23 protein-coding genes are annotated in these 22,323 nt (G+C 59.5%); 13 read left to right on the top strand and 10 right to left on the bottom strand.

Annotated features, from left to right (window positions below; genetic code table 11):
• Nucleotides 1-134: 134 nt before the first annotated feature.
• Both CU048_05785 and CU048_05780 read left to right on the top strand, forming a co-directional pair.
• Nucleotides 135-1,859: an NAD+ synthase gene (locus CU048_05785; GenBank protein QBR70869.1), complete on the top strand. Its 1,725-nt coding sequence runs from the start codon at nt 135-137 to the stop codon at nt 1,857-1,859.
• Nucleotides 1,860-1,960: 101 nt separating this feature from the next.
• On the top strand, nt 1,961-2,254 hold the full coding sequence (locus CU048_05780) for a hypothetical protein (protein QBR70868.1): 294 nt from the start codon (nt 1,961-1,963) through the stop codon (nt 2,252-2,254).
• Between the two features lie 399 nt (nt 2,255-2,653).
• On the opposite strand, the gene CU048_05775 is transcribed toward CU048_05780, so the two are convergent.
• Complete coding sequence (locus CU048_05775) at nt 2,654-3,793, bottom strand: ceramide glucosyltransferase (GenBank protein ID QBR70867.1); 1,140 nt, start codon at nt 3,791-3,793, stop codon at nt 2,654-2,656.
• 204 nt (nt 3,794-3,997) lie between these two features.
• Here CU048_05775 and CU048_05770 point away from each other — a divergent pair, with 204 nt between their 5' ends.
• Complete coding sequence (locus CU048_05770) at nt 3,998-5,350, top strand: glutamate--tRNA ligase (GenBank protein ID QBR70866.1); 1,353 nt, start codon at nt 3,998-4,000, stop codon at nt 5,348-5,350.
• On the opposite strand, the gene CU048_05765 is transcribed toward CU048_05770, so the two are convergent.
• Together CU048_05765 and CU048_05760 are read right to left on the bottom strand one after the other, a co-directional pair.
• The gene (locus CU048_05765) at nt 5,313-6,428 is read right to left on the bottom strand and encodes a hypothetical protein (protein ID QBR70865.1); all 1,116 of its coding nucleotides are present in this window, start codon (nt 6,426-6,428) and stop codon (nt 5,313-5,315) included. The genes CU048_05770 and CU048_05765 overlap by 38 nt on opposite strands.
• Nucleotides 6,429-6,689: 261 nt before the next feature.
• Nucleotides 6,690-7,046, bottom strand: a complete 357-nt coding sequence (locus CU048_05760) for a hypothetical protein (GenBank protein QBR70864.1) — start codon at nt 7,044-7,046, stop codon at nt 6,690-6,692.
• A gap of 296 nt (nt 7,047-7,342) precedes the next feature.
• On the opposite strand from CU048_05760, the gene CU048_05755 reads away from it, so the two are divergent.
• Genes CU048_05755 through CU048_05745 form a run of 3 tightly spaced genes read left to right on the top strand, consistent with a single transcriptional unit; the run spans nt 7,343 to nt 10,820 of the window.
• On the top strand, nt 7,343-8,716 hold the full coding sequence (locus CU048_05755) for a cysteine--tRNA ligase (GenBank protein ID QBR70863.1): 1,374 nt from the start codon (nt 7,343-7,345) through the stop codon (nt 8,714-8,716).
• On the top strand, nt 8,713-9,228 hold the full coding sequence (locus tag CU048_05750) for a GNAT family N-acetyltransferase (protein QBR70862.1): 516 nt from the start codon (nt 8,713-8,715) through the stop codon (nt 9,226-9,228). Before CU048_05755 ends, CU048_05750 begins: the two co-directional genes overlap by 4 nt.
• Nucleotides 9,225-10,820, top strand: a complete 1,596-nt coding sequence (locus tag CU048_05745; GenBank protein QBR70861.1) for a citramalate synthase — start codon at nt 9,225-9,227, stop codon at nt 10,818-10,820. The genes CU048_05750 and CU048_05745 overlap by 4 nt, the downstream gene beginning before the upstream one ends.
• A 9-nt stretch (nt 10,821-10,829) precedes the next feature.
• Here CU048_05745 and CU048_05740 read toward each other — a convergent pair whose 3' ends face one another.
• Nucleotides 10,830-11,864 (bottom strand): energy transducer TonB, encoded by a 1,035-nt coding sequence (locus tag CU048_05740; protein QBR70860.1) that lies wholly within the window; start codon nt 11,862-11,864, stop codon nt 10,830-10,832.
• Nucleotides 11,865-11,992: 128 nt separating this feature from the next.
• A complete protein-coding gene (locus tag CU048_05735; protein QBR70859.1) occupies nt 11,993-12,634 on the bottom strand; it encodes a TIGR00730 family Rossman fold protein in 642 nt (213 codons plus the stop codon).
• A gap of 245 nt (nt 12,635-12,879) precedes the next feature.
• Here CU048_05735 and CU048_05730 point away from each other — a divergent pair, with 245 nt between their 5' ends.
• The 4 genes from CU048_05730 (at nt 12,880) to CU048_05715 (ending at nt 17,365) form a co-directional block, all read left to right on the top strand.
• Entirely contained in the window at nt 12,880-14,853 is a 1,974-nt protein-coding gene (locus tag CU048_05730; GenBank protein QBR70858.1) for a metal ABC transporter permease, read from the top strand.
• A 68-nt stretch (nt 14,854-14,921) separates the two neighbouring features.
• Nucleotides 14,922-15,620: a phosphatidylserine decarboxylase family protein gene (locus tag CU048_05725; GenBank protein QBR70857.1), complete on the top strand. Its 699-nt coding sequence runs from the start codon at nt 14,922-14,924 to the stop codon at nt 15,618-15,620.
• Nucleotides 15,621-15,813: 193 nt separating this feature from the next.
• Nucleotides 15,814-16,236 (top strand): hypothetical protein, encoded by a 423-nt coding sequence (locus CU048_05720; protein ID QBR70856.1) that lies wholly within the window; start codon nt 15,814-15,816, stop codon nt 16,234-16,236.
• A 94-nt stretch (nt 16,237-16,330) separates the two neighbouring features.
• Nucleotides 16,331-17,365 carry a ribose-phosphate pyrophosphokinase gene (locus CU048_05715; protein ID QBR70855.1) on the top strand — a complete coding sequence of 345 codons (1,035 nt, stop codon included), beginning with the start codon at nt 16,331-16,333 and terminating at the stop codon, nt 17,363-17,365.
• Here the strand turns inward: CU048_05715 and CU048_05710 are convergent.
• Both CU048_05710 and CU048_05705 read right to left on the bottom strand, forming a co-directional pair.
• Nucleotides 17,343-18,446, bottom strand: coding sequence for a hypothetical protein (locus tag CU048_05710; protein QBR70854.1), 1,104 nt, complete (start codon nt 18,444-18,446; stop codon nt 17,343-17,345). The genes CU048_05715 and CU048_05710 overlap by 23 nt on opposite strands.
• A gap of 23 nt (nt 18,447-18,469) precedes the next feature.
• On the bottom strand, nt 18,470-18,676 hold the full coding sequence (locus tag CU048_05705) for a cation transporter (GenBank protein ID QBR70853.1): 207 nt from the start codon (nt 18,674-18,676) through the stop codon (nt 18,470-18,472).
• A gap of 236 nt (nt 18,677-18,912) precedes the next feature.
• Here CU048_05705 and CU048_05700 point away from each other — a divergent pair, with 236 nt between their 5' ends.
• Nucleotides 18,913-19,137, top strand: a complete 225-nt coding sequence (locus tag CU048_05700) for a hypothetical protein (GenBank protein QBR70852.1) — start codon at nt 18,913-18,915, stop codon at nt 19,135-19,137.
• A gap of 55 nt (nt 19,138-19,192) precedes the next feature.
• Nucleotides 19,193-19,399 carry a hypothetical protein gene (locus tag CU048_05695; protein QBR70851.1) on the top strand — a complete coding sequence of 69 codons (207 nt, stop codon included), beginning with the start codon at nt 19,193-19,195 and terminating at the stop codon, nt 19,397-19,399.
• A 15-nt stretch (nt 19,400-19,414) separates the two neighbouring features.
• On the opposite strand, the gene CU048_05690 is transcribed toward CU048_05695, so the two are convergent.
• Genes CU048_05690 through CU048_05680 form a run of 3 tightly spaced genes read right to left on the bottom strand, consistent with a single transcriptional unit; the run spans nt 19,415 to nt 21,300 of the window.
• Nucleotides 19,415-20,104: a phosphoribosyltransferase gene (locus CU048_05690; GenBank protein QBR70850.1), complete on the bottom strand. Its 690-nt coding sequence runs from the start codon at nt 20,102-20,104 to the stop codon at nt 19,415-19,417.
• A complete protein-coding gene (locus CU048_05685) occupies nt 20,101-20,790 on the bottom strand; it encodes a hydrolase (GenBank protein QBR70849.1) in 690 nt (229 codons plus the stop codon). The genes CU048_05690 and CU048_05685 overlap by 4 nt, the downstream gene beginning before the upstream one ends.
• A gap of 33 nt (nt 20,791-20,823) precedes the next feature.
• On the bottom strand, nt 20,824-21,300 hold the full coding sequence (locus CU048_05680) for a DUF992 domain-containing protein (GenBank protein ID QBR70848.1): 477 nt from the start codon (nt 21,298-21,300) through the stop codon (nt 20,824-20,826).
• Nucleotides 21,301-21,729: 429 nt separating this feature from the next.
• On the opposite strand from CU048_05680, the gene CU048_05675 reads away from it, so the two are divergent.
• The gene (locus CU048_05675; GenBank protein QBR70847.1) at nt 21,730-22,296 is read left to right on the top strand and encodes a 30S ribosomal protein S30; all 567 of its coding nucleotides are present in this window, start codon (nt 21,730-21,732) and stop codon (nt 22,294-22,296) included.
• The last annotated feature ends 27 nt before the right edge of the window (nt 22,297-22,323 follow it).

Below are 22,323 nucleotides of genomic sequence, written 5' to 3'. Positions count from 1 at the left end.
GAGAGTTGCTTGCGTGAGCTGCCGGTGAAGCGTCTTGCCTCGATGGGCGCGGACTCCTTGATTTTATTTTCGCATGATCGGCGAGCCGCCTCCGCTTTCGCCGATCATGTTTTTGAGCGCCGGACAGGCTCGAAATGAGCGCAGATCTCCCCGCACAGCGTCTTGTTATCGGCTTGGCGCAAATCGATTGCACGGTCGGCGACGTCGCCGGCAATCTTGCGCGGATTCGGGCCGCTCGCCGGGAAGCGGCTGCCTTCGGCGCCGATCTGGTGATGTTCTCGGAACTCTTCCTTGCGGGCTATCCGCCCGAAGACCTCGTCTTGAAGCCGGCGTTCGTCGAGGCCTGCCGCGCCGCTTGCGAGGAGATTGCGGCCGATACGGCCGATGGCGGGCCCGCGATTCTCGTGGGGCTGCCATGGGCCGAGAACGGGCGCCGTTACAATGCCTATGCCCTCCTCGAAAAAGGGCGGATCGAGGCGATCCGGTTCAAGGTCGATTTACCGAATTACGGCGTTTTTGACGAAAAGCGGGTGTTTTCGCCGGGGCCTATGCCCGGGCCCGTGGTATTCAAGGGCGTGCGCATCGGCATTCCGATCTGCGAGGATATTTGGGGTCCGGATCCGGTCGAGTGCATCGCCGAAACCGGCGGCGAGATTCTCCTGGTTCCGAATGGCTCCCCTTATTGGCGGGGCAAGACGGACGAGCGCCTGTCGGTCGCGGTTTCGCGCGTTGTCGAGAGCAAATTGCCGCTCATCTATCTGAACCAATATGGCGGCCAGGATGAGCTCGTCTTCGATGGCGCCTCGTTTGGGCTCAATGCCGATTCGACGCTCGCCTTTCAGCTTCCGGCTTTTTCGGCGACGGTCGCCAAGACGGTTTGGGAGCGCCGCGCCCATGGCTTTGTCTGCGTGGAGGGACCCCGTTCGCCCATCGAAGAGGGCGATGAGGCCGATTACGCTGCCTGTGTCCTCGGGCTTCGGGACTATGTGAACAAGAATGGCTTCCCCGGCATCGTCATGGGGCTTTCGGGCGGGGTCGATTCCGCGCTCTGCGCCGCGATTGCGGTGGACGCCCTCGGCCCGGACCGCGTCCATTGCATCATGTTGCCCTATCGCTTTACCTCGAATGAATCCTTGGCGGACGCCGAGCATTGTGCCCGCGCGCTGGGGGTTCGCTACGATATTCTGCCAATCGCGCCGGCCGTCGATGGATTTGAAAAAATCCTCGCGCCTATCTTCAAGGGTACCCAGCCGGGGACGACGGAAGAAAATATCCAGAGCCGGGTCCGCGGCACGGTGCTGATGTCGGTTTCCAATAAATTCGGTCCGATGCTGGTCACGACCGGCAACAAGTCGGAGATGTCGGTCGGCTATGCGACGATTTATGGCGACATGAACGGCGGCTTCAATCCGATCAAGGATATTTACAAAATGGAGGTGTTTCGTCTTTCGGAATTACGCAACCGCTGGAAACCGGCGGATGCGCTAGGGCCTGGCGGCGAGGTGATCGCCCGAAATATTTTGACCAAGCCGCCCTCCGCCGAATTGCGCGAGAACCAGAAGGATGAGGATTCGCTGCCGCCCTATGAGGTGCTCGACGCGATCCTCGAAGGGCTGGTCGAAAAGGAAATGCGGATTTCCGACGTCGTGGCTTTGGGCCACGAGCTTGAAACCGTGAAGAAAATCGAAAAGCTTCTCAATCTGGCGGAATATAAGCGCCGCCAGTCAGCACCGGGCGTCAAGGTGACCAAGAAGAATTTCGGCCGGGACCGGCGCTATCCGATCGTCAATCTGTTCCGCGATCCCGGAATGGCGGCAAAGACCCCTACCAGGGGCCTGCCGGCTCCGGAGGATGGCTGAGGATTGGCTGGATTGGGTCAATCCGACCTCAAAAGTGAACGCGAACAAGAAACCTCTCAGCGCCTGCAGCGTTCTGTCAGAATGGGAGGGGGGACGTCGCGATGCTCAAGATATTTTTGGTTTTCCTATTTTTTGCGGCCGGTTGGACGATGGTCGCTTACGCCCAAACCGATAGTTCGGCTGCATTGGGCCTCACGTCCGAGCAGAACGGGCCATGGCCCCTCGGTCAGGATTATTTGAACGGGGCGGTTCCGCTGAACCGGAAATTCGTGACATCGACGGGACAGACCGTTCCACGCCCGAGCCTTGCTCCGGACGTGGGCACTTCGCACGTCGAGCGCAAAATCATCGATTCCGACAGCCTGCAAGGGCGCAGCATCTGCAGCAATTGCTGATGGCGGCATCCAAGGGGCGGCCGGACGTCATCTCCAGCGACAATTGTCTTGTGGCCACAAGCGGGGCCGCGCTTTTGGCGGGCCTTTGGAACTTTTGAAGGCCACGAGCGATATTAAGTGTTCGCAGGTGGCGGTTCGGCATATTTCTTGCTTGCGCATAGATGCCCCTGCATCCCCTTAACGGAATGAGGAATAGCTCATGCGCCGGATCCTGATTTTCCTGGAAGTTGCCACCATTGGCATGGTCACCGCTTATGGCGTGCTGGGTTTATGGCAGGATTTTAGGGCTGGTTCGGGGCCGGAAGCCGTTGTCCGAAGCTTCGAAATCAGGCCGTTGCATATCCCGCCGAAGGGCTGGGGAATTTAGCGCACGTTGCAAGCAACTGTCTTTGGTGGCTGTTAGCCTTGCTCAATGCTCGGAACCTCTTCCCGGAGGTCCATTTCAACGCCGCGCCACACGAATTGGTCGATGCACCATGCATCTATGTAGATGATGGGGAGCATCAGGTCGCGGCATAGAAAGAGCAGCGGCATGCGCTTCGAAAAATGCCATCCTGCGGCCAGGGCCAACAGCGTTTCGGGGCCGTACCAGGCGAGCGCGAAGCTGAGCAGAGCGGCTCCGGTGTTGATGTCGAGCGCAAAAGCAGCATAGGTTGCGGCCAAAAACGGCAGCGCAGCGCCGGCGACGATTTCAGTGGCATAAAACGCCGGAAATGTTTTGCGCCGCATCCGGGCCCAGCGCACCTGCCGGTGCCAGACGTCCTTGAGGGCACGAAAGCCAAGCGGCTGCTCGAACGGGTCGTCGACGAGATTGATGCAAAGGCCCTGCTGACGCACAAGCTTCGTCGAGGCTGCATCTTCCGCGATTTCGGCGGCCAGCGCCCGGATTCCGCCGCCGGCTTCCAAGACCTCGCGCCGCCACAACATTGTTTTGCCCTGGGCGAATCCCTGGCCCACGGCTTCGGCACAATATTGCCAGCGCGCTTCAAAAGTGTTGAGAAAAGCGCATTCGAGTTCGGCCCAAAGATTTTGCGGCCGCGAGCCAAGCGGCATCGAGCAGACGAGCCCCGTATCGCGTCGCCAACTGGCCAGAAGATTTTGGATATAATCTTTCGGCATCAGGACATTGGAGTCGGCGAGAATGATCCAATCATGGCGCGCCGCGTCCCAGCCACGGACGCAATTGTTCAATTTTGGATTGGGGCTGACCTTTTCATCGCCCACGATCAACTGCGCCGGCACATTCGGATGGCGCGCCATGAGGCGCCGGACGACCGGCACGACCGGATCATTGGCCCGCGCTACGCAAAAAATTATTTCATAATTCGGATAATCGAGGTGAAAACCCGATTCCAAGGTCTCTTCACAAAAATTGTCGAGCCCGCAGACCGGCCGGACCAGACTGACGCCCGGACCGGCGCTGGGCGGGGCGAGGGGCGCGCCACGACGCTTTGTCCTGATGGCCGCAATCCCGATACTGATCAGATTGAGGCATGTTAAGAAGACACAGAACCAGGCCGCCGCATATGCCATCGTCATCGTCGTCGAGCTCCCGAGCCGGTATCTGATCGCCGACGAGCGTTTGAAGCCTATGCTGGAAACGCACAGATATTCAGATACTTATTGAAATGCGACCGGCGGTCTTTTAGTAAGTCCGAATGGTCGCCCTCGATGAATTGCAGTGAACAAGCTCTAATTCGGCATTTGGCGCGCAATTCCGTGATTCCGTAGATCAGGACCCCCATGCCGCACCCCATCGTCCGCTTCGCCCCATCGCCGACCGGCCGTATTCACATCGGAAACGCCCGGACGGCGCTTTTGAACTTCCTCTATGCAAAAAAGTACCATGGCGAATTTGTTCTTCGGTTCGATGACACTGATGTGGAGCGTTCAAAAGAGGGGTACGCCCAGGCGATCGAGGTCGATCTCGCCTGGCTGGGCATTGTCCCGGATGTGACTTTGCGCCAATCAGGACGAATCGCGCTTTATAACGCCGCCGCCGAAAAGCTCCGCGACGGGGGACGGCTATATCCCTGTTACGAAAGCGCCGAGGAACTGGAGCGGAAGCGCAAACGCCAGCAGGCAAGGGGCCTGCCACCGGTCTATGACCGGGCCGCCCTCGCTCTGAATGGCGCGGATCGGGCCCGGCTCGAGGCCGAAGGCAAACGGCCGCATTGGCGCTTCAAACTCGAGCCTGAAATTGTGCGCTGGACCGATCTGGTGCGCGGCGAAAGCCATATCGATTGCGCCTCGCTCTCCGACCCCGTGCTATTGCGCGAGGACGGCACTTTTCTCTACACCTTGCCGTCCGTGGTCGATGACATCGAGCAGAAAATCACCGATGTCATCCGCGGCGAGGACCATGTGACCAATACTGCGGTCCAAATTCAGCTTTTTGAGTTCTTGGCCGGTCCGGGCAAAGCACCGTCTTTCGGGCATCACAATCTTCTGGTTTCGGCCAGCGGAGAAGCGCTGTCGAAACGCTCCGGGTCATTGTCGATCGGCGGGTTGCGTGACTCCGGAATTGAATCCCTCGCGGTGGCCGCCGCCGCTGTCCTGACAGGCTCTTCGAGCGCGCTTCATCCGATCGCAAGTCTCAGCGAACTTGTTGCATCGCTCGACCTTGCCCATCTGTCCCGCAGCCTTGCACGGTTCGACCCGGTCGAGTTGGCTCAACTCTCGGCGCGCACGCTGCATAATTTGGAGTACGAAGCGGTCCGGGAACGGCTTCAGACGCATGACATCATCGGTTACAAAGCCAAGCCCTTCTGGCTGGCCACGCGCGGAAATCTTTCGACTTTCCTTGAAGTCGTCGATTATTGGCGAATGGTCGAAGGTACTGTCGAGCCGGTCATCGAGGACGCGGAATTTCTGGCGGCTGCCCGTGAGACCTTGCCGGAAGAGCCTTGGGGGGAAACCGTCTGGGCCGATTGGACCAAGAGTCTGAAGGATTTGACCGGCCGCAAGGGAAAGGCCCTGTTCCACCCCTTGCGGCTTGCGCTCACCGGGCGCGACACCGGGCCAGAACTCGCAGCCCTGTTACCGTTGATCGGCAAGCTTAAAGCGGCGGCACGATTATCCGGACGCGCCGCTTGACGCCGTCCGGTCCGGTGATTTCCTGGGTTTCCGTTTTCGCGACGGAGTGATCCTCACCGGCTTCAAGATCCGGGCCTGGGGGAGAGGGTTGGCTCCCGAGCTTTTGTTGGGTCGTCTTGTCGGGTTTCGGCCGCGATAATTCGAGGGATTTTTCCGGGGTCACGGTAATATCCGTGTTGCGCTCGCGGGCGCGCCCGAGCACGCGTTCCGCTCCCAAGAGCGCTTCGGCCCAGGATTGCCCGGGTGGTTTGCAGGTGCAGGCGGGATCGAAGCGCTTCTGAAAGGCCAGCGCGTTGGGGAGATTTGCATAGGCGTCGCCGCTGAGCGAGACCGCCGTGGCGATTTCATTATGGGGCGAACGCGTGTAGACGCGGACCGGAGTGTTGGGGCAGAGGGCCTCGCAAAGATCCTCGAGCTGGCTCGGATCGCCTTCCCGCGCCGATACGTTGAGCGGGAAGAATCCGCCGTCGCATTCGCGGACACAAACCGCTTGCGACCCTCCACGGGGGGTCAGATCTTCGTCGGGCGCGTGGACCATTTGTTCGTTGGGCGGTTGCCCGAACGGGTTCTGGTTGGGCGTAAAGACGCCGAACAGCGCCTCGAAAAAATTTCGCGGGTTGGCGCGCGGCTGAGGCTGTCCCCGGCAGGAGGCATTGAAGCGCTCGGTCAGCTGCCGCTTAAGCGCGGCGTTCGCTCCCGGATCGCCGCCACCTTCGGCCTGACCAAGGCTGGCCTGCATTTGCTGAATTTTTGCATTGAGGCTCGGACATTGCGCGGCTGCGGGATCGAGGAAAAAAATTTGCTGCCGGTTGCAGCCGAGCGACCGCGCATATTTGATCGTGCGGTCAAGCTCCTCGCGTTGTTTCTGCGCGCCGCTTCCATAATGGGTGGACCGCCGCGGAGCCGTCGTCCCAATCGCATTGATCTGCGCGGCGAACTGAGCGCAATCGATTGGCTGGGCAGGCACCGGAACCGGCAGCAGGGCAAAAATGGCGGCGCCCAAAAATATCCACGCATAGGCGCCAAGGCGCCTGAAACAGGATGGGAGGGCAAAACGATCGCCTGGCGTAGTGTTCATGCACGTCTCTTGGGAGCACTGCTCGCGGAAGAGACATTGCTCACTCGGGGGTCGCCTGCCAAGCCGGCATTTGTGTCGGGCCGCCAATTTGGCGTGCGTTCATGGTCTTACCGTGACCACATTGCGACCACGGCCAAGGTGGCGGCGGAGACGCGGGAGCGCGATGATTTGGGAGGGGCGGCCAAGCAGCATGATCGTTTCAGAGCTGAGCCGATCATGCCTATCTATTTGGTATCGCGCCGATCTTGCCCGAAATAGGGCCTAATCGACCCCATCGCCGCAGGTGACGTTGAAGGAGCCGGGCGCCGCATCCGATTGGATCTGTCCCTCTGCCGATTGGGCCGGACCAAATGTTTTGGAGGCGGCAAATCCATGCGCCTTGCACCACGCATCCGCCACGACGATCCCGCAGGCCGAACCAACCTTCAGACATTCCTCGAAGCCATAGCCGTCATTCGACGGGATGATCAAAGTGCGGCTCTCCTTGGCGTTTGCCGACAGCTTGAGAGCGAAAGCTATCAAAATCACGCTGAGTACCAATAGAACCGAGCGAAACAACTTGCGGCGGGTGCCGGGGGCGAAGGGCAGTTTGGTAATCGGAGAGGTTGCGAGCGACATGGAAATCTCAAAACTTTGGGAAAAACGAGAGCATCACGAGGGCCTTAGTGTGGCGGAAGCGCTTGAAAATTCTATTAACGCGTCGATGACGGATGACGATCCAGCACTACCGTTGCGCTTGACCAATAGTGGATTTCGCGCGCATAGTCACGTGATGACGCGCACCAACCGCACTTGCCGAACCATCCAATTAATCACTATTTGTAACGGTTAGCCTTGCCCCTGGCTGGAGCCGTCGCGTCCTCATAAAGAGTTCGACTTTGATGTCCCAGGCCAGAGCAGGCGCTGGGGGACATATGTCGTTGCGGCTTTATAATACGCTGACCCGCCGGAAAGAAGACTTCGCGCCGATCGACGCTACAAATGCGCGTCTCTACGCCTGCGGTCCGACGGTCTACGACCATCTGCACATCGGCAATGGGCGGATGTTGATCGTGTTCGACCTGCTGTTCCGCCTGCTCCGCCAAGCTTATGGCGCGGACCACGTCAAATATGTCCGCAACATCACCGACGTCGACGACAAGATCAATGCGCGCGCCGCCGAACGCGGCATCGATATAAAAGTCCTGACGGACGAAATGACAGCGATCTTTCACGAGGATGCCAACGCGCTCGGCTGCCTGCCGCCGACGGTCGAACCCCGCGCGACAGAGCATATGACGCAGATGATTGCGATCATCGAAAGGCTTCTTGCCAAGGGCAACGCCTATGTGGCGGAAGGCCATGTGCTGTTCGACGTGCCCTCGATGCCAAGTTACGGCAAGCTCTCACGGCGCCCGCTCGACGAGATGATCGCGGGCGCGCGGGTCGAGGTCGCGCCTTATAAGCGGAGCCCGATGGATTTCGTGCTGTGGAAGCCGGCAAGTGCTGACGAGCCAGGCTGGGAGAGTCCGTGGGGGCGTGGCCGGCCCGGCTGGCATATCGAATGTTCGGCGATGAGCTGGAAACATTTGGGCGAAATCTTCGACATTCATGGCGGCGGGATCGATCTCGTGTTTCCCCATCACGAGAACGAAATCGCGCAAAGCTGCTCGGCCTTCGGGCATGAGGTCATGGCCAATATCTGGATGCACAATGGCCATCTTCAGGTCGAAGGCGAGAAGATGTCGAAGAGCCTGGGGAATTTCGTGACGATCCATGAGTTGTTGCACACCGATAAATTCGGCGGCCGGCCCTGGCCCGGCGAAGTGCTGCGGCTGGCTATGCTCAAGACGCATTATCGGCAGCCGATCGATTTTACGGTGAAGGCGCTGGAGGAGGCGGACGCGATCCGTAAACGTTGGTTTGCAGTGGACCAGAAGGTAGGTCAGCAAAATTTTCGTGCGACTGAAGCTCTGTTGTACGCGCTTAACGACGATCTTAATACGCCTTTGGCGCTCAGCATCATGCATCGACTGACCAATAGCTTCGAAGCTGGCGACCACCGGGCTGGAGAGGAGTTGATCGCCAATGCGAATTTCCTTGGTTTCATGATGGACGATATGGTCGGCGAAGAAACAGTTGATGCAATATTCCGCGGTTTAATCGAGGAGAGGATCACCGCACGGAAGAGTGCCCGCTCAGCTAAAAACTGGGCTGAATCCGACCGGCTCCGCGACGAACTCGACGCAATGGGAATCGCACTGAAAGACAACAAGGACGGCACGACCTCATGGGAGGTAAAGCAATGAACGCCAGCGCCTTTCCAAAACCATCGCTGCGGCCCTACCTCGCCTCGGACCTTCCGCTTCTTGCTGAAATCCGCTTCGCCGCCATCGAGGAATTGACCGTCGACGACTACGATGAAGGCCAGCGCCGCGCTTGGGCCTCGGCCGCAGACGACGACGAAGTGCTGGGCCAAAGCCTGAGAAACGCGCTCACTCTCATTGCGCTGATCGGTGGCTCGCCGGTTGGTTTTATCGCTTTGCAGAATGGCGGCCTGATCGACCAGCTTTATGTTCATCCCGCTGTCGCCCGCACGGGAGTTGCGAGCACGCTCTGCGACGCGATCGAGCGGCTTGCGACCGCGCGGGGCATTGCCGCGCTTGTGACCGATGCCAGCGACACCGCAAAGCCTTTGTTCGAAAAGCGGGGTTTTGTACCCGAGAGGCGTAATACGATAGAGATCGATGGCCAATGGTTGGGCAACACGCGTATGAAGAAAGTGCTGGCTCCCAAAGCTCAGCCGGACGAACGGCAATGACCCGCGAAAGACTGTCCCTGTTCGATACGACCTTGCGAGATGGCGCGCAGATGGCTGGCGTCGATTTTTCGCTGGCCGACAAGCGCCATATCGCGGCCCTGCTTGATGGACTGGGCGTCGATTTCATTGAGGGCGGCTATCCCGGTGCCAATCCTCTCGATACGGAATTTTTTGCGGCAAAACCGAAGTTGAAGAATGCGCGTTTCACGGCCTTCGGCATGACCAAAAGGGCAGGGCGATCCGCCGCCAATGATCCGGGCGTGGCGGGCCTCCTGGCGGCCGACGCCGACGCCATCACTTTTGTGGCCAAGGCCTGGGATTATCACGTGCATGTCGCGCTCGGCTGCACGCTCGAGGAAAATCTCGACAACATCAGCCAGTCGATCGAAGCCGCATTGGCCAAAGGCCGCGAGGTGGTCCTTGACTGCGAGCACTTCTTCGATGGGTACAAGGCCAATCGGGCCTATGCGCTGTCCTGCGCGAAGACGGCCCATGCGGCCGGCGCCCGGTGGATCGTGCTCTGCGACACCAATGGCGGAACGTTGCCGCATGAGATCGAAACGATTGTCGCGGACGTCGCGCTGCATGTGCCGGGATCGTATCTTGGCATTCACGCGCATGACGACACCGGCAATGCGGTCGCCAATTCGCTGGCCGCGGTCCGTGCCGGCGCCAGGCATATTCAAGGCACGCTGAATGGTCTTGGTGAGCGTTGTGGCAACGCCAATCTCGTTACGCTCATCCCGACGCTGCTGCTGAAAAGCGATTTCGCGGATAAATTCGAGATCGGCGTCTCACTCGATCAGCTCGCCGCGCTGACCAAAGTCAGCCACACGCTCGACGAATTGCTGAACCGGTCGCCGAACAGGCATGCGCCCTATGTCGGCGCGTCCGCCTTCGCCACCAAGGCCGGCATCCATGCCTCGGCGGTGATGAAGGAACCCAAGACCTATGAGCATGTCACCCCGGAAGCGGTCGGCAACAAGCGAAGGCTCCTGGTGTCGGATCAGGCCGGAAAGTCGAACATCCTCGCCGAGCTGGAGCGGATCGGCGTCTCCGTCGACAAGAACGATCCCCGCGTCGCGCGCTTGCTCGATGAGGTCAAGCAAAAGGAATCGCTGGGCTATGCCTATGAGGGGGCGGATGCCTCCTTCGAGCTTTTGGCCCGGAAGATTCTCGCGCAGGTGCCGGATTATTTCGAAGTCGAGCGCTTTCGCGTCAATGTCGAGCGCCGCCACAATGCGCAAGGCGATCTGGTCTCGGTGTCGGAAGCGATCGTCAAGGTGTGCATCGATGGGGAAATCCTGATTTCCGCCGCCGAGGGCGAGGGACCGATCAATGCGCTCGATCTCGCGCTTCGCAAGGATCTCGGCAAATATCAGCGCTTCATGGAGGATCTCGAACTGGTCGATTACCGCGTCCGCATTTTCCAGGGCGGAACCGATGCGGTGACCCGCGTGCTGATCGAATTTCGCGACAAGAGCGGCGAAAGCTGGTCGACGGTCGGCGTCTCGGCCAATATTATCGACGCCTCGTTCCAGGCGCTGACCGATGCCATCACCTATAAGCTTTTAAAGTCCGGCGCGCGGTAGACCGAGAGCCTATCGCGTATCGAAATGAAACCAGATGGCGTGGGGATCGTTGCGCGGCGGCGCCGGAAACGGCGCGGCGCGGCGGACCGCGTTAAGGGCGGCGGCATCGAGATCGGGCAGCCCGCTTGAACGATAAACTGCCTGATGCGTCAGATGGCCGGAGTCGTCGACATAAAACGAAACAATCCCTTCACCCATCACGTGACGTTCGCGAACGCCAGGCGGAAAATGCATCTGGCGCATGATCATCCCGTAGAGAATCGACAGATAGGAGGCCTTCTCGGTGCCCCCTCCCATCGGCAGGGCTTTGGTCGCTGCGCCAAACGAATAGGTCGGCGCGGCGGAAAACGCCGCGAGCTGCTGGGCGACCGTGGTTTTTTTGCCCTGGGTGGCGGGGGTCTTGCTCGGTTGCGGCGCTTGCTTTTCTTGTGGCTTGGCGGGCGCTTCCGGCTGGGCCTTGTCGAGGGCCTCGGCGTCGAGCTTTTCGTCGGCGAGCTTTTGCGGTTCGGTCGGAGGCGAGGGCTTGTCCACTTTTTCCTGGACCGGCGGCGAAGCTTTTTCCTGCTCCGGCTTGTCCTGGGGCGGCTGCGGGGTCACGAGCTTGGGCGGTGGAGCAACGCGCGGCGCCTTGGTTTCCTTTTCGGGTTCGCCCTTGTGGGTCTTGCTGTCGTTTCCGGTCCTTGGCGCATCCCGCGCAATATCGGCCTCGTCAAGCTCCACCTTTTCCGGCGGCGGCTTTTCCTTGACCACGGGCGGCGTTACGAGATCGGGAGGCGGCGGTTTCTTGGAAGCCGGCTCGGCCTTTTGCTCGGGCGGCAGCATGACAACTTCGATGGGTATCTCTTCCTCGCGCGTGGGCTCGACGATCGATTTCTCGCGGTCGAGTAGGAAGAACAGAACCGACGCATGAATCAGAAGGCAGATCGCAAGCAGGAACGCAAAGCCGCTTCTGCGAGCCAGGGCGCTGCGTTCCGACGGCGTGACGAGACGTTCGGACGGATCCGCCTTGATCTGGATAGAGAATATCTCGGGATCATGCGTCACGTTGCACCGTAATCAATGCGCGTCGCGATTACCATTTATATCACCGCCGCAGCTCTGTCTGGCCTTCGGGCGGAGTTTGCCGACGGAAAGTTGATTTTCTAAGACACTGTGATTTCAAAACCATAGCTTTAAAATCTGGGGTCTACGGTCTCCTTGCGTGTGCCCAGAACCACAGCCTTTGCCGCAGCGGTCTCCACCATGGGCAAGATGTCCTCTATCTTTTCGGCAACAAGATAGCGGACTTCGAAAGACGATTGGATGAACCGCCGCTCGCGCATATGGGCGAAAAGGCCGAGCAGGGGCTGCCAAAAACCGGCGATATCGGCGATCAAGACAGGTTTGGTGTGACGCTCCAGCTGAACCCAGGTCAATTGTTCCGCCAACTCCTCCAGTGTACCGATGCCGCCCGGCAAGGCCACGAAGGCGTCGGCGCGCTCGAACATGAGGCGCTTGCGCTCATGCATGTCACCGACGACAAGGCATTCCTGCACTTCGGGCAGCAATTGCTCCTTGCTTTGCAGAAAATCCGGAATGATCCCGGTCACTTGACCTCCATGGGCGAGGACGGACCGAGCGATTGCGCCCATCAGCCCGGTGGCCCCGCCGCCATAAACGAGGCCCACTCCGGCGGAGGCCATGGCATGGCCAAGCTTCTGGGCGGCTGAGACATAAATCGGGTCTGCGCCTTGGGCGGAGCCGCAATAGACGCAAATGTTGCGAACGAGGCGAGAGCCTGAGCGCGCCTCCAAAGATATTTGTTTTGATGACATGGCCTGCTTGTCGCCCGCCGCCCATATAGGGTCAAGAGCCGGTTTCGATATCCGCCTTAGGCTAGACCGATGGCCTATCCGCCAATTGGCTGGGCACGCACCGGCTTCCGGGTATTTTGCGAATGGCTAGAAACTTGATACTTCCCGGGGCCGGTGGTTGCGCGCCTAAATAATCTTCTTCGGCAGCCCCGCGAAAAGCGCCGGCGGCGTCCGGTCCAGGTTGAGCCTCCCTACAAACGAGCCAGATGTCGCGTCCGTTTCTTTTTTCTTTCCCGTCGGCAGATGCCGCCAACGCGCCCGCCAAGGTGCCTGGCACGACGCTCCGCAAGCTCTGGCCCTATATTTGGCCCAGCGGACGCCGCGACTTGATGGTGCGGATCTTCGTTTCCCTGGCGTTTCTATTGCTTGCCAAAGTCATCACTATCGCCGTCCCCTATTCCTTCAAATGGGCGACCGATGCCTTGAGCTACCCGGAGCGCCCGGCCCTTGCGGGTGTGATCGCCGGACCCCTGGCCTTTACACTGCTTTACGGCGGCTTGCGGGTGGTGATGGCGCTGTTTACGCAATTCCGCGACGCGATCTTCGCCGATGTCGCGATGCATGCGGTCCGCCGTCTCGCGCGCGACGTGTTTGCCCATTTGCATGAGCTATCGCTTCGTTTTCACGTCGAGCGCAAGACGGGCGGCCTCACGCGAATTCTAGAACGGGGACGCAATTCGATCGAAACCATCGTTCGCACAACCATGCTGACGGCAGTGCCGACCATCGTCGAATTCATCCTGATCCTGACGGTCTTTCTGTATCAGTTCGACTGGCGTTATGCGGCCGTGGTGAGCGCGATGATCCTTGCCTATATGGCGTTCACAACCGCGGCGACCAATTGGCGGATCGCGATCCGGCGGGCAATGAACGAGAGCGACACGGATGCCAATACAAAGGCCATCGACAGCCTGCTGAATTTCGAGACGGTGAAATATTTCAACGCCGAGGAGCGCGAGAGGCAGCGTTACGACAAATCCATCGCCCGTTATGAGCGGATGAGCGTGAAGACCTACACTTCGCTGGCGTGGCTCAACGGCGGCCAAGCGGTCATTTTCACAATCGGCCTGACCAGCGCCATGGCAATGAGCATTGCCGGAATCAAGAGCGGCGTAAATACGGTCGGCGATTTCATTCTCATCAATGCGATGATGATTCAGCTCTATCAACCGTTGAGCTTCATGGGGCTTGTCTATCGCGAGATCAAACAATCGACAATCGACATAGAGATGATGTTTTCCATCCTCGGCCAGGATCCGGAGGTCCGCGACCGCCCAGGCGCCAAGCCGCTTGTCGTCTCCGAAGGGAAACTCTCGTTCGAAAATGTGTCGTTTCATTACGACCCGCGCCGCCCCATTCTGAAGGACATCAGCTTCGAAGTGCCCGCCGGCAAGACGGTGGCCATCGTTGGCCCCTCGGGCGCCGGTAAATCGACGCTTTCGCGGCTGCTTTTCCGCTTCTACGAGCCTTCCCCGGGATGCATCAGGATCGACGGGCAGGACATCTCGCTGGTGACGCAACGCTCGCTGCGCGCCGCGATCGGCATGGTCCCGCAGGACACCGTGCTGTTCAATGACACGATCGCCTACAATATTCGGTATGGTCGCCACGACGCGAGCGACGCCGAGGTCCACGAGGCGGCGCGCCTGGCGCGGATCGATCATTTCATCGAACAAATTCCGGGTGGTTATGAAGCGCAGGTCGGCGAACGCGGACTGAAGCTCTCCGGTGGCGAAAAGCAGCGCGTCGCGATTGCAAGAACCATTTTGAAGGCGCCGCCCATTCTGGTCCTCGACGAGGCGACGTCGGCGCTCGACTCTTTTACCGAGCGCGAGATTCAGGACGCGCTCGACCGGGTCGCGCGGGGGCGGACAACCTTGGTGATCGCGCACAGGCTTTCAACCATCGTCAATGCCGACGAGATCATCATGCTCGACAAGGCCCGCATCGTGGAACGCGGCACACACACCGAACTTCTGGCGCAAAACGGGTTCTATGCCGCGATGTGGAACCGTCAGCATGAGATCAGGCAGGCCGAGGAAACCTTGCGCCGTGCCGCGATCGAGGAAGGCGCAAGGCTCAGCATCAAGATCGAGACGGATGAATCAGCTGAAGCTGCCGGCGATCCGGACGAGGAAAATTTGCTGGACAAGGATTCGGTGATACCCCCTAGTCTTTGACCGAGCGTGAGCGTTGGACTTTCAAACTGGACCGGCGGGCGCCGGGGGTTCCGAAATAGGATTGTCACATGTCGATCATCGAATCGATCCGTAAGCAGGTCACGCCCATCCATCCCGAGGGGTATATTTTTATCGCCGGCTTCGGCATTGCGACCCTGGTCCTCGGCTCTTTTTTCGGCACGCTCGGCTGGATCGGCACGATTGCAACGGTCTGGTGCGCCTATTTCTTTCGCGACCCGACCCGCCTGACGCCGCTCGATGAAAATCTGGTGGTCTCGCCCGCCGATGGTGTTGTGTCCGCGGTCGGATATTATCCTCCGCCGCCGGAGCTGGGGCTCGGCGCCGAGCCCATGCAGCGGATTTCGATTTTCATGTCGGTGTTCGACTGCCATGTGAATCGTGCGCCGGTCGCGGGGCGCGTCACCAAAGTTGCCTATAAGCCGGGCCTGTTTCTCAATGCCGATCTCGACAAGGCGAGCGAAAACAATGAGCGCAATGGCCTTGTGATCGAAACCGCCGCCGGCCGCTTCGGCGTCGTGCAGATTGCCGGACTGATCGCCCGCCGCATTGTCTGTTTCGTCCGCCAAGGCGAAGTCATCGGCGCGGGGGACAGGTTCGGCCTCATCCGCTTCGGTTCACGGGTGGATGTTTACATTCCAGGGGTGGCACGGCCCGTCGTCACAATGGGGTCCAAGGCGATCGCCGGCGAGACCGTCCTCGCCGAGCTTCGTTCCAGCGCGCCACGCCGGAGTTTCAAATCCGGCTGAGCGCAGTGCGCCTGACGGTGGCCGTGGCCGTTGATTTATGTCATGTTCAATGAGTCATCGGGGGGTAGAAGCTTTGCAGGCGCGTGCGGTTCCTGATTCCGAACGCTTAAGAGAAACCAGCTTTCCTGCCTTGCAAAGCCCCACGAGATCAGGCCCTCCACAGCGCCCATAATCAGGCGGCATGAGATGAACCATGGCAAAAGATCTACCGAGCTTGACGATCACAACCGAAAAAGTCTGCTTCATTATTATCAAGGCGCGTGAATTCGACGTCAAGGACGTGGTAACCGACCCCGACGATGCTTCCAATGCGACGGATGATTCCATGGTGTCTGTGTTGGAGGACCATGGCGACGATCCGGTTGTCGAAGAGATCCGTGGCTTCATAGGGGCCATGAACGAGGACGAACAAATCGATCTCGTCGCGCTCACATGGCTCGGCCGCGGCGACGGCACGATCGACGATTGGGACGAACTGCGGGCGGAAGCCACGCGAGCTCACAATAAACGTACGGCAACCTATCTTCTTGGCATTCCGCTCCTCTCCGATCACCTTGAGGAAGCCCTGTCGCAGTTCGACCGCTCCTGCGAAGATTTCGAAATGGGCCGTCTGTAAGAGGCGCCCGTATCCGGCGAGCGTGGGTGAAGGGTTTAGGCCCGCACCCATGGCAAAAGGGCCAAGTACCGCGTTTCGATGAAGGTCAAAGCCGATGCACCGAGAATGCCGACTTTGGTCTCCCGCAGATACTGGGTCGGGTCTGGCTGAGGGGGCGCCCCCCAAGCTGTTTGCGCTGCGGGCAACTGCCGAGCTAGGGGAAGCGATTGCGCGGGCTCTTTGCTGGCCTCTTGCGGCACATGAGGAACGCCAATTCGAAGATGGCGAGCACAAGACGCGGCCGCTTGATACGGTCAGTGGCGCGGAGGTCTATGTGGTGCAAAGCCTCCACAGCGGCCCCGTTGAGAGCGCCAACGACAAGCTTTGCCGCCTTTTGTTTTTTATCGGTGCGCTCAAGGATTCAGGGGCGGCGCGGGTAACGGCCATCGTGCCTTACCTCTGCTATGCCCGCAAAGATCGTCGCACCAAGCCCAATGATCCGGTGATTACCCGATATGTGGCCAGTCTTTTCGAGGCGGTCGGCACCGACGCGGTGCTTACGCTCGACGTCCACAATCCGGCGGCGTTCGAAAATGCTTTCCGGTGTCGAACGGTGGCGCTCACTGCCGCCCCCTTGTTTGTCGACTATGCCGAGGCTTTGAACGCGGAACGCCTTTGTGTCGTGTCTCCGGATCCCGGCGGGGTCAAGCGTGCCGAACTGTTGCGCGAAACCCTTGAGGCAAAGCTCAACAGGCCGGTCGGGAAGGGGTTTGCCGATAAGCATCGCAGCGCCGGTGTCGTAACCGGAGATCTTTTTGTCGGCGACGTGGAAGGATCGACCGCATTGATCATCGACGATTTGATCAGCACCGGGCACACATTGCTGCGGGCGGCGAAGGCGGCGCGCCGCGCGGGCGCCACGCAGATCATTGCGCTCGTCACCCATGGCTTGTTCATGGAAGGCGCGCGCGAGGTCATCGCGGACTCCGCACTCGATCGATTGGTTGTCACGGACAGTGTCCCGGCGTTCCGGCTTGGAACTGAAGCGATGCGCGAAAAGATCGATACGCTGCCGGTTGCACCCCTGCTGGCGGAAGCCATCCTGCGCCTGCACAGAGGAGAAGCTCTCAGCGATCTCCTTGCTTTTTGAGCATGCGCTCAAGAAGCAAGGCGTCGGCTGCGGCCAAACGCAGATAGGTGCGGGCGAGACGCGGCCATTTTTCAGGCGTGCGCGGATTCTCCTCAAGGAGATGAGCGATGGCCAAGCGTGCCCGTAGCGTCGCGCGATAGCAGCGGTAAAAACAAAATAGCGCGGCGGACGGGCTGTCGCTCCATCTCCGCAGAACCCGGCGTTTCAGGTATTGGCCGGCCCAGGCGGCGCCGAGCCGATCGCATTCGACGCTGAGGTAAGCCAGTTCATCAAGAGGATCGATGGCCCGAAGCTTGGAATTGAATTCGAGACAATCGATGATTCGGATGGGATGATCGATCCAAATATGCTCCGGGCGGAGGTCTCCGTGACCATCCACGATATGATGGGCGCGTACACGCGCCGCGAACCATTCCGATTTCGCTTCGAGGAAGCGGCGCTGGGCGATGTCGATTTTCCGCACCAGGCCGGCAGGAAGCGCCAGACGCGGCTCAAGCAGAATCCTGCGATTGAGGGAAAGATTGTGCCGCCACTCCGCAAGGTGGAGCGCGGGCGTCGTGAACACTGCCGGTGCGTGCCGGTAAAATGCGCTAAGGGTTGCCATGAGCCGATCAAGATCTTGACCCGCGAGGCGATGATCGAGAATCCTGCGTTCGAGCGTCCAGGCCTCGTCGAGCCGTCGCATCACGACAAGCCACTCGACAGGAACGCCCGGTTTGCCGATTGCAAGGCCGCGCGGCGTCTCTACCAGAGGTACGACGTCGAGGTAGACGTCGCTCGCCAGACGGCGGTTCAACTTCAGCTCGGCCTGACACGCGGCCTGCCGGCGCGCCAGGGTCGAGAAATCGAGGTAGGAAAAACGGACAGGTTTCTTGAGCTTCAGAACATGGCCATTGGCCAGGAAGAGCCAGGACATGTGGGTTTCCTGTCGCGCTACGTCACCTCCGCCGCGGCCATAGACGCTGGGTTGACTCAAGAATGTCACCTTGTCGGCAAGGGTCGGCCCGTCGGCAACTGCATTTGCCGGCTCGTGGCACAAGGACATTTTCTGCGCCTCTCCGGTCAACTCAGCGAGCAACACATCAGGCGGCCCTTCGTTGTCGCCTATCGGCGCAGCCAAACCTCGCCCCGTTTCACATAGTTCCGTTTGACCGCCGCCCAGGCCACCCGGTGGGCGATCTCTTCCTGCCTCGGGTCGCCACTATAGCTCACATAGGCGTTGTTGAACGCTGCACGATAAATGTCTTGCGCCCCTTCCGGCAAGTGAGCCCTTACGGAAAGCGGCAGATCGTGGTTGGAGGGATACGGCATGTTCAGCCTTATTCGAGAACGACCGCCGCTGAGGGGATCAGGTTTTAAGGAATAATTTGCATGAGCCGTTTTCGTCGATGGGATATGCTGGCCAAGATGCGGACTGAATTGATGCTGCGCAAATACGTTGTAAACGGACCTGGCTATTTCCCATCATCATGGGAAATAGTCACCTGGATGAAACCTGAGTTTAATTCAGGACATAAACAAATGACGGCCAGATGTGGAGCGTTCGAATGAAGGTCAAATTACGCATTGTCAGCGACGGGGCGCAGCTTTTCGAAGGCACCTACGACATCCGCGATGCGGAGAGCTTTGGGACGGCTTGCGCGGATGCCTGGGAAAAATTGCGGATGGAACGATTGGACCAGGCGACGAGCATCGGCGCCTTGATGGATGTCCTTAACGACAATGTCCTCGATCTTTTGCAAAACGCGAAAATCACGCTCGAAAAAATCTGATGCGATGGCAAGCCCCACATTGGTTCGGAAACGGGGGACGACAGGGAGATGTTCAATGACTCATGCAGCAAGCGGCGAAGTCAGGGCCGGCCCTAAAACGCCGGACAAGCACACATCCTATGACGAGAATGTGGATGAAAGCGCGAAATTGATCGATAGCGAGCCAGTGGAGATCGAGGCAGAGGTGCCGGCCGAGGAAAACGAGCCTGTCGAAGACACCAGGCCGGATGAAAAGCCCTCTCCGCCCGTCTTCGAAGAGTAGCCCCGCCGAGCCTCCCTAAATCCGGACCGTCGGCCGGCCACCAGAGGCTCCGCCGGTTTCGTGCGCTTTTCGGCGCAGGGCCAGAGCATCGATCACTTCTTCGTCGGTTGTCTGCCGGAAATCATCGTAATAGTAGCCGATGGCTCCGAAATCTCCGTGTATTTCCAGACATAGGACTTCGTCGGCCTCTTCCCGCATGGCCTCGATCGTATCGGGGGGGCCAACCGGGACGGCAAGAATGAGCTTCTTGGGTTGATGCGAGCGGATGGCCTGCAAGGCGGCGCGGGTGGTCGCGCCGGTTGCTATGCCGTCATCGATGACAATTGCGTAGCGGCCTTTAACGTCGAGCTGAGTCCGGTCACCGACATAGAGTCGACGGCGGCGCTCGATCTCGCCAAATTCTCGGTCGCAGACGGCTTGAAACGCAGATTCATCGACGCCGGCCAGCCGTATGACGTCCTCATTGCGCACAATGATCGGGGTGCCGCCATCGACGATGGCGCCCATGGCAAGTTCCGGCTGCCAGGGCACGCCGATTTTGCGGACTAAAACGAGATCGAGCGGCGCATCGAGCGCTGCCGCGACTTCCGCGCCGACAGGCACGCCGCCGCGCGGCAGAGCGAGGACAACAGGGTTTTGGTCCTTATACTTAAGGAGGCGGGCGGCCAGCTTCCTTCCGGCATCGGAGCGGTTCCTGAAACTCATTCCGTGGTCCTTTGCTGCCCCTGCGAATTCGTCTCATCGGCGGAAGTGAGGTAGGTTTCAAACCAATGGACGGCGTGGGCGATCACCGCTTCCAGCGCGCCCGGCTCCGGGAAAAGATGGCTCGCGCCCGGCACAATTTCCAGTGCCTTTGGTCCTCGCAGACGTGCGAATGCGCTTTGATTGAGTTCGATCACCTGAAAATCGACGCCGCCTACGATCAAAAGGGTCGGCGTATGAAGGCGATCGAGAACGGCACCCCCCGCAAGATCGGGGCGCCCGCCGCGCGAAACGACCGCTCTGATGCGATTGCCGAGCTGCGCCGCTGCCACGAGCGCCGCCGCCGCTCCGGTGCTCGCGCCGAAGAGACCGATCGAAAACTGTCGTGTGAGCGGATCTCGACCAAGCCAGTCCACCGCATCGACGACCCGTCCGGCCAAAAGGGAAATGTTGAAGACATTGGCCCGCTCCGCCTCCTCATCCGCAGTCAGCAGATCGAACAAAAGCGTGGCCATGCCGCGCTTGTTCAGCTCTCCGGCGACCAGCATGTTTCGGGGGCTGAGACGGCTGGAACCGCTGCCATGCGCAAACACGACCAGCGAAGTGGCCTCGCCAGGGATTTGTAAGGTCCCCGGAAGGCCGATTGGCGGAATGTAGACGGTGCGGGCCAAGGTTGCGCTATTTTCCATGTGCAAGATTGCTAGCGGGAAGGAAATACGCGGTCAGTGCCCGGCCCGAAGCGTCAGCGAGGCGACACCGGCAGCGAGAGCGAGGCCGGTTTGCGCTTGAACCGACAAGGGCTGCAACGTAAACGAGCGGTGAGAGCCGCCAACAAGCGCGTTCGCGCCAAGCCCGACCCCGACGGTCGCCGATGCATCGACGCCCACATAGTTACCCGCGAGCGCTCCGCGCTTGGGTCCTTGGGACGGAGCAAAAACATCCCACACCAAGACGCCTTGATCGGTGGCACCGATATCGAGGCCGAATTTAAGAATTCTGCCATAATATCGCTCCCGATATCCCCTGGTCGAGGTAAAAACGCATCGCATGTCCTTGCTCGACGAAACGATAAGACCAAGGCCTCCGGCGACATCGCAGCGCAATGCGCCGACTTTCAAGCCCGGCTGTGCAACCGCGGTTTGCGCGGTTGTTGTCAAAACGGCGAGCGACGCCGCGCATAGAATGGCGCGAATGTTCATTGATTTTCCTTATTCGTCGAGGTTGGAGGCCAATTGGCCAGAGTGGGGGACCATGTCGATAGGGTTTCTGACCAATGTGACAGAGTCTACATGAAGCCTTCGCTTCCGACCTCCACAATCTCTTTCAAAATATGCGGTTGTTCCGGCAGTGCATTGATGTCCCTCAAATCCCGTGCGGGCTTGCCCTGATAGGTTGAGCCAATCAGCCATTGGTTATGCTCCATTGGCTGGAGGCGCGGCATCGATTAATCTGCCTATATCGGTGCCGCGCCAGCCCAAGCGCTCAAGCCAAGGCGTAGCGGGTCGGATTTTTGAGCCTTCAGCGAATTGTTATGAACCACCCGAGCCGACAAGGGTTAGCCGAGGCAAATAGGCTTTCGCCGGCGCGGGCTGGATAGCGCGTCAATATCTTTCGGAGCTAAGAATAAGATGCAAGTGCCGCTCGACATCACCTTCCAAAATTCCGAGCCCTCGGAATCCATTCGCTCGGAAATCGAGAAACACGCCCAGCGGCTGGAAAAATTTAGTGACCGAATTACGAGCTGTCACGTGGCGGTAACGGTCCCGGCGACGCGGCATCGGCACGGCGATCTGTTCGAGATTAATATTCGTATCGCCATGCCGCAGCACAAGGATGTTTTTGTCACCAAAACGCATCGCGACGCGCCCGAGCACGAGCATGTCGTGGTCGCGATCAAGGATGCCTTCGCAGCGGCTCAGCGCCAAATCGAGGACGCCGTGCGCGAAATGCGTGGCCAAGTCAAGCTGCACAAAGAAGAGAGCTACGGCCGTGTCACGAAATTTGTCGCGGGCGAAGGGTATGGATTTATCCAAACCGCCGACGGTGGGGAAGTGTACTTTCACCGCAATAGCGTGCTCGACAACGCTTTCGATCATTTGACGATCGGGTCCGAGGTCCGGTTCGTTGAGGAGATTGGGGAAAAGGGGCCGCAGGCCAGTACGGTTCGTCTGGTCGGCAAACATCATTTGGCCTAGCTGGCGGTTTCAGTCTGCGGATCGCGC

This window comes from Beijerinckiaceae bacterium (assembly GCA_004564215.1).
Taxonomy (GTDB): domain Bacteria; phylum Pseudomonadota; class Alphaproteobacteria; order Rhizobiales; family Beijerinckiaceae; genus Methylocapsa.
Note: the sequence above shows the minus strand (reverse complement) of the source record. Positions and strands in the feature narration are given on the sequence as shown.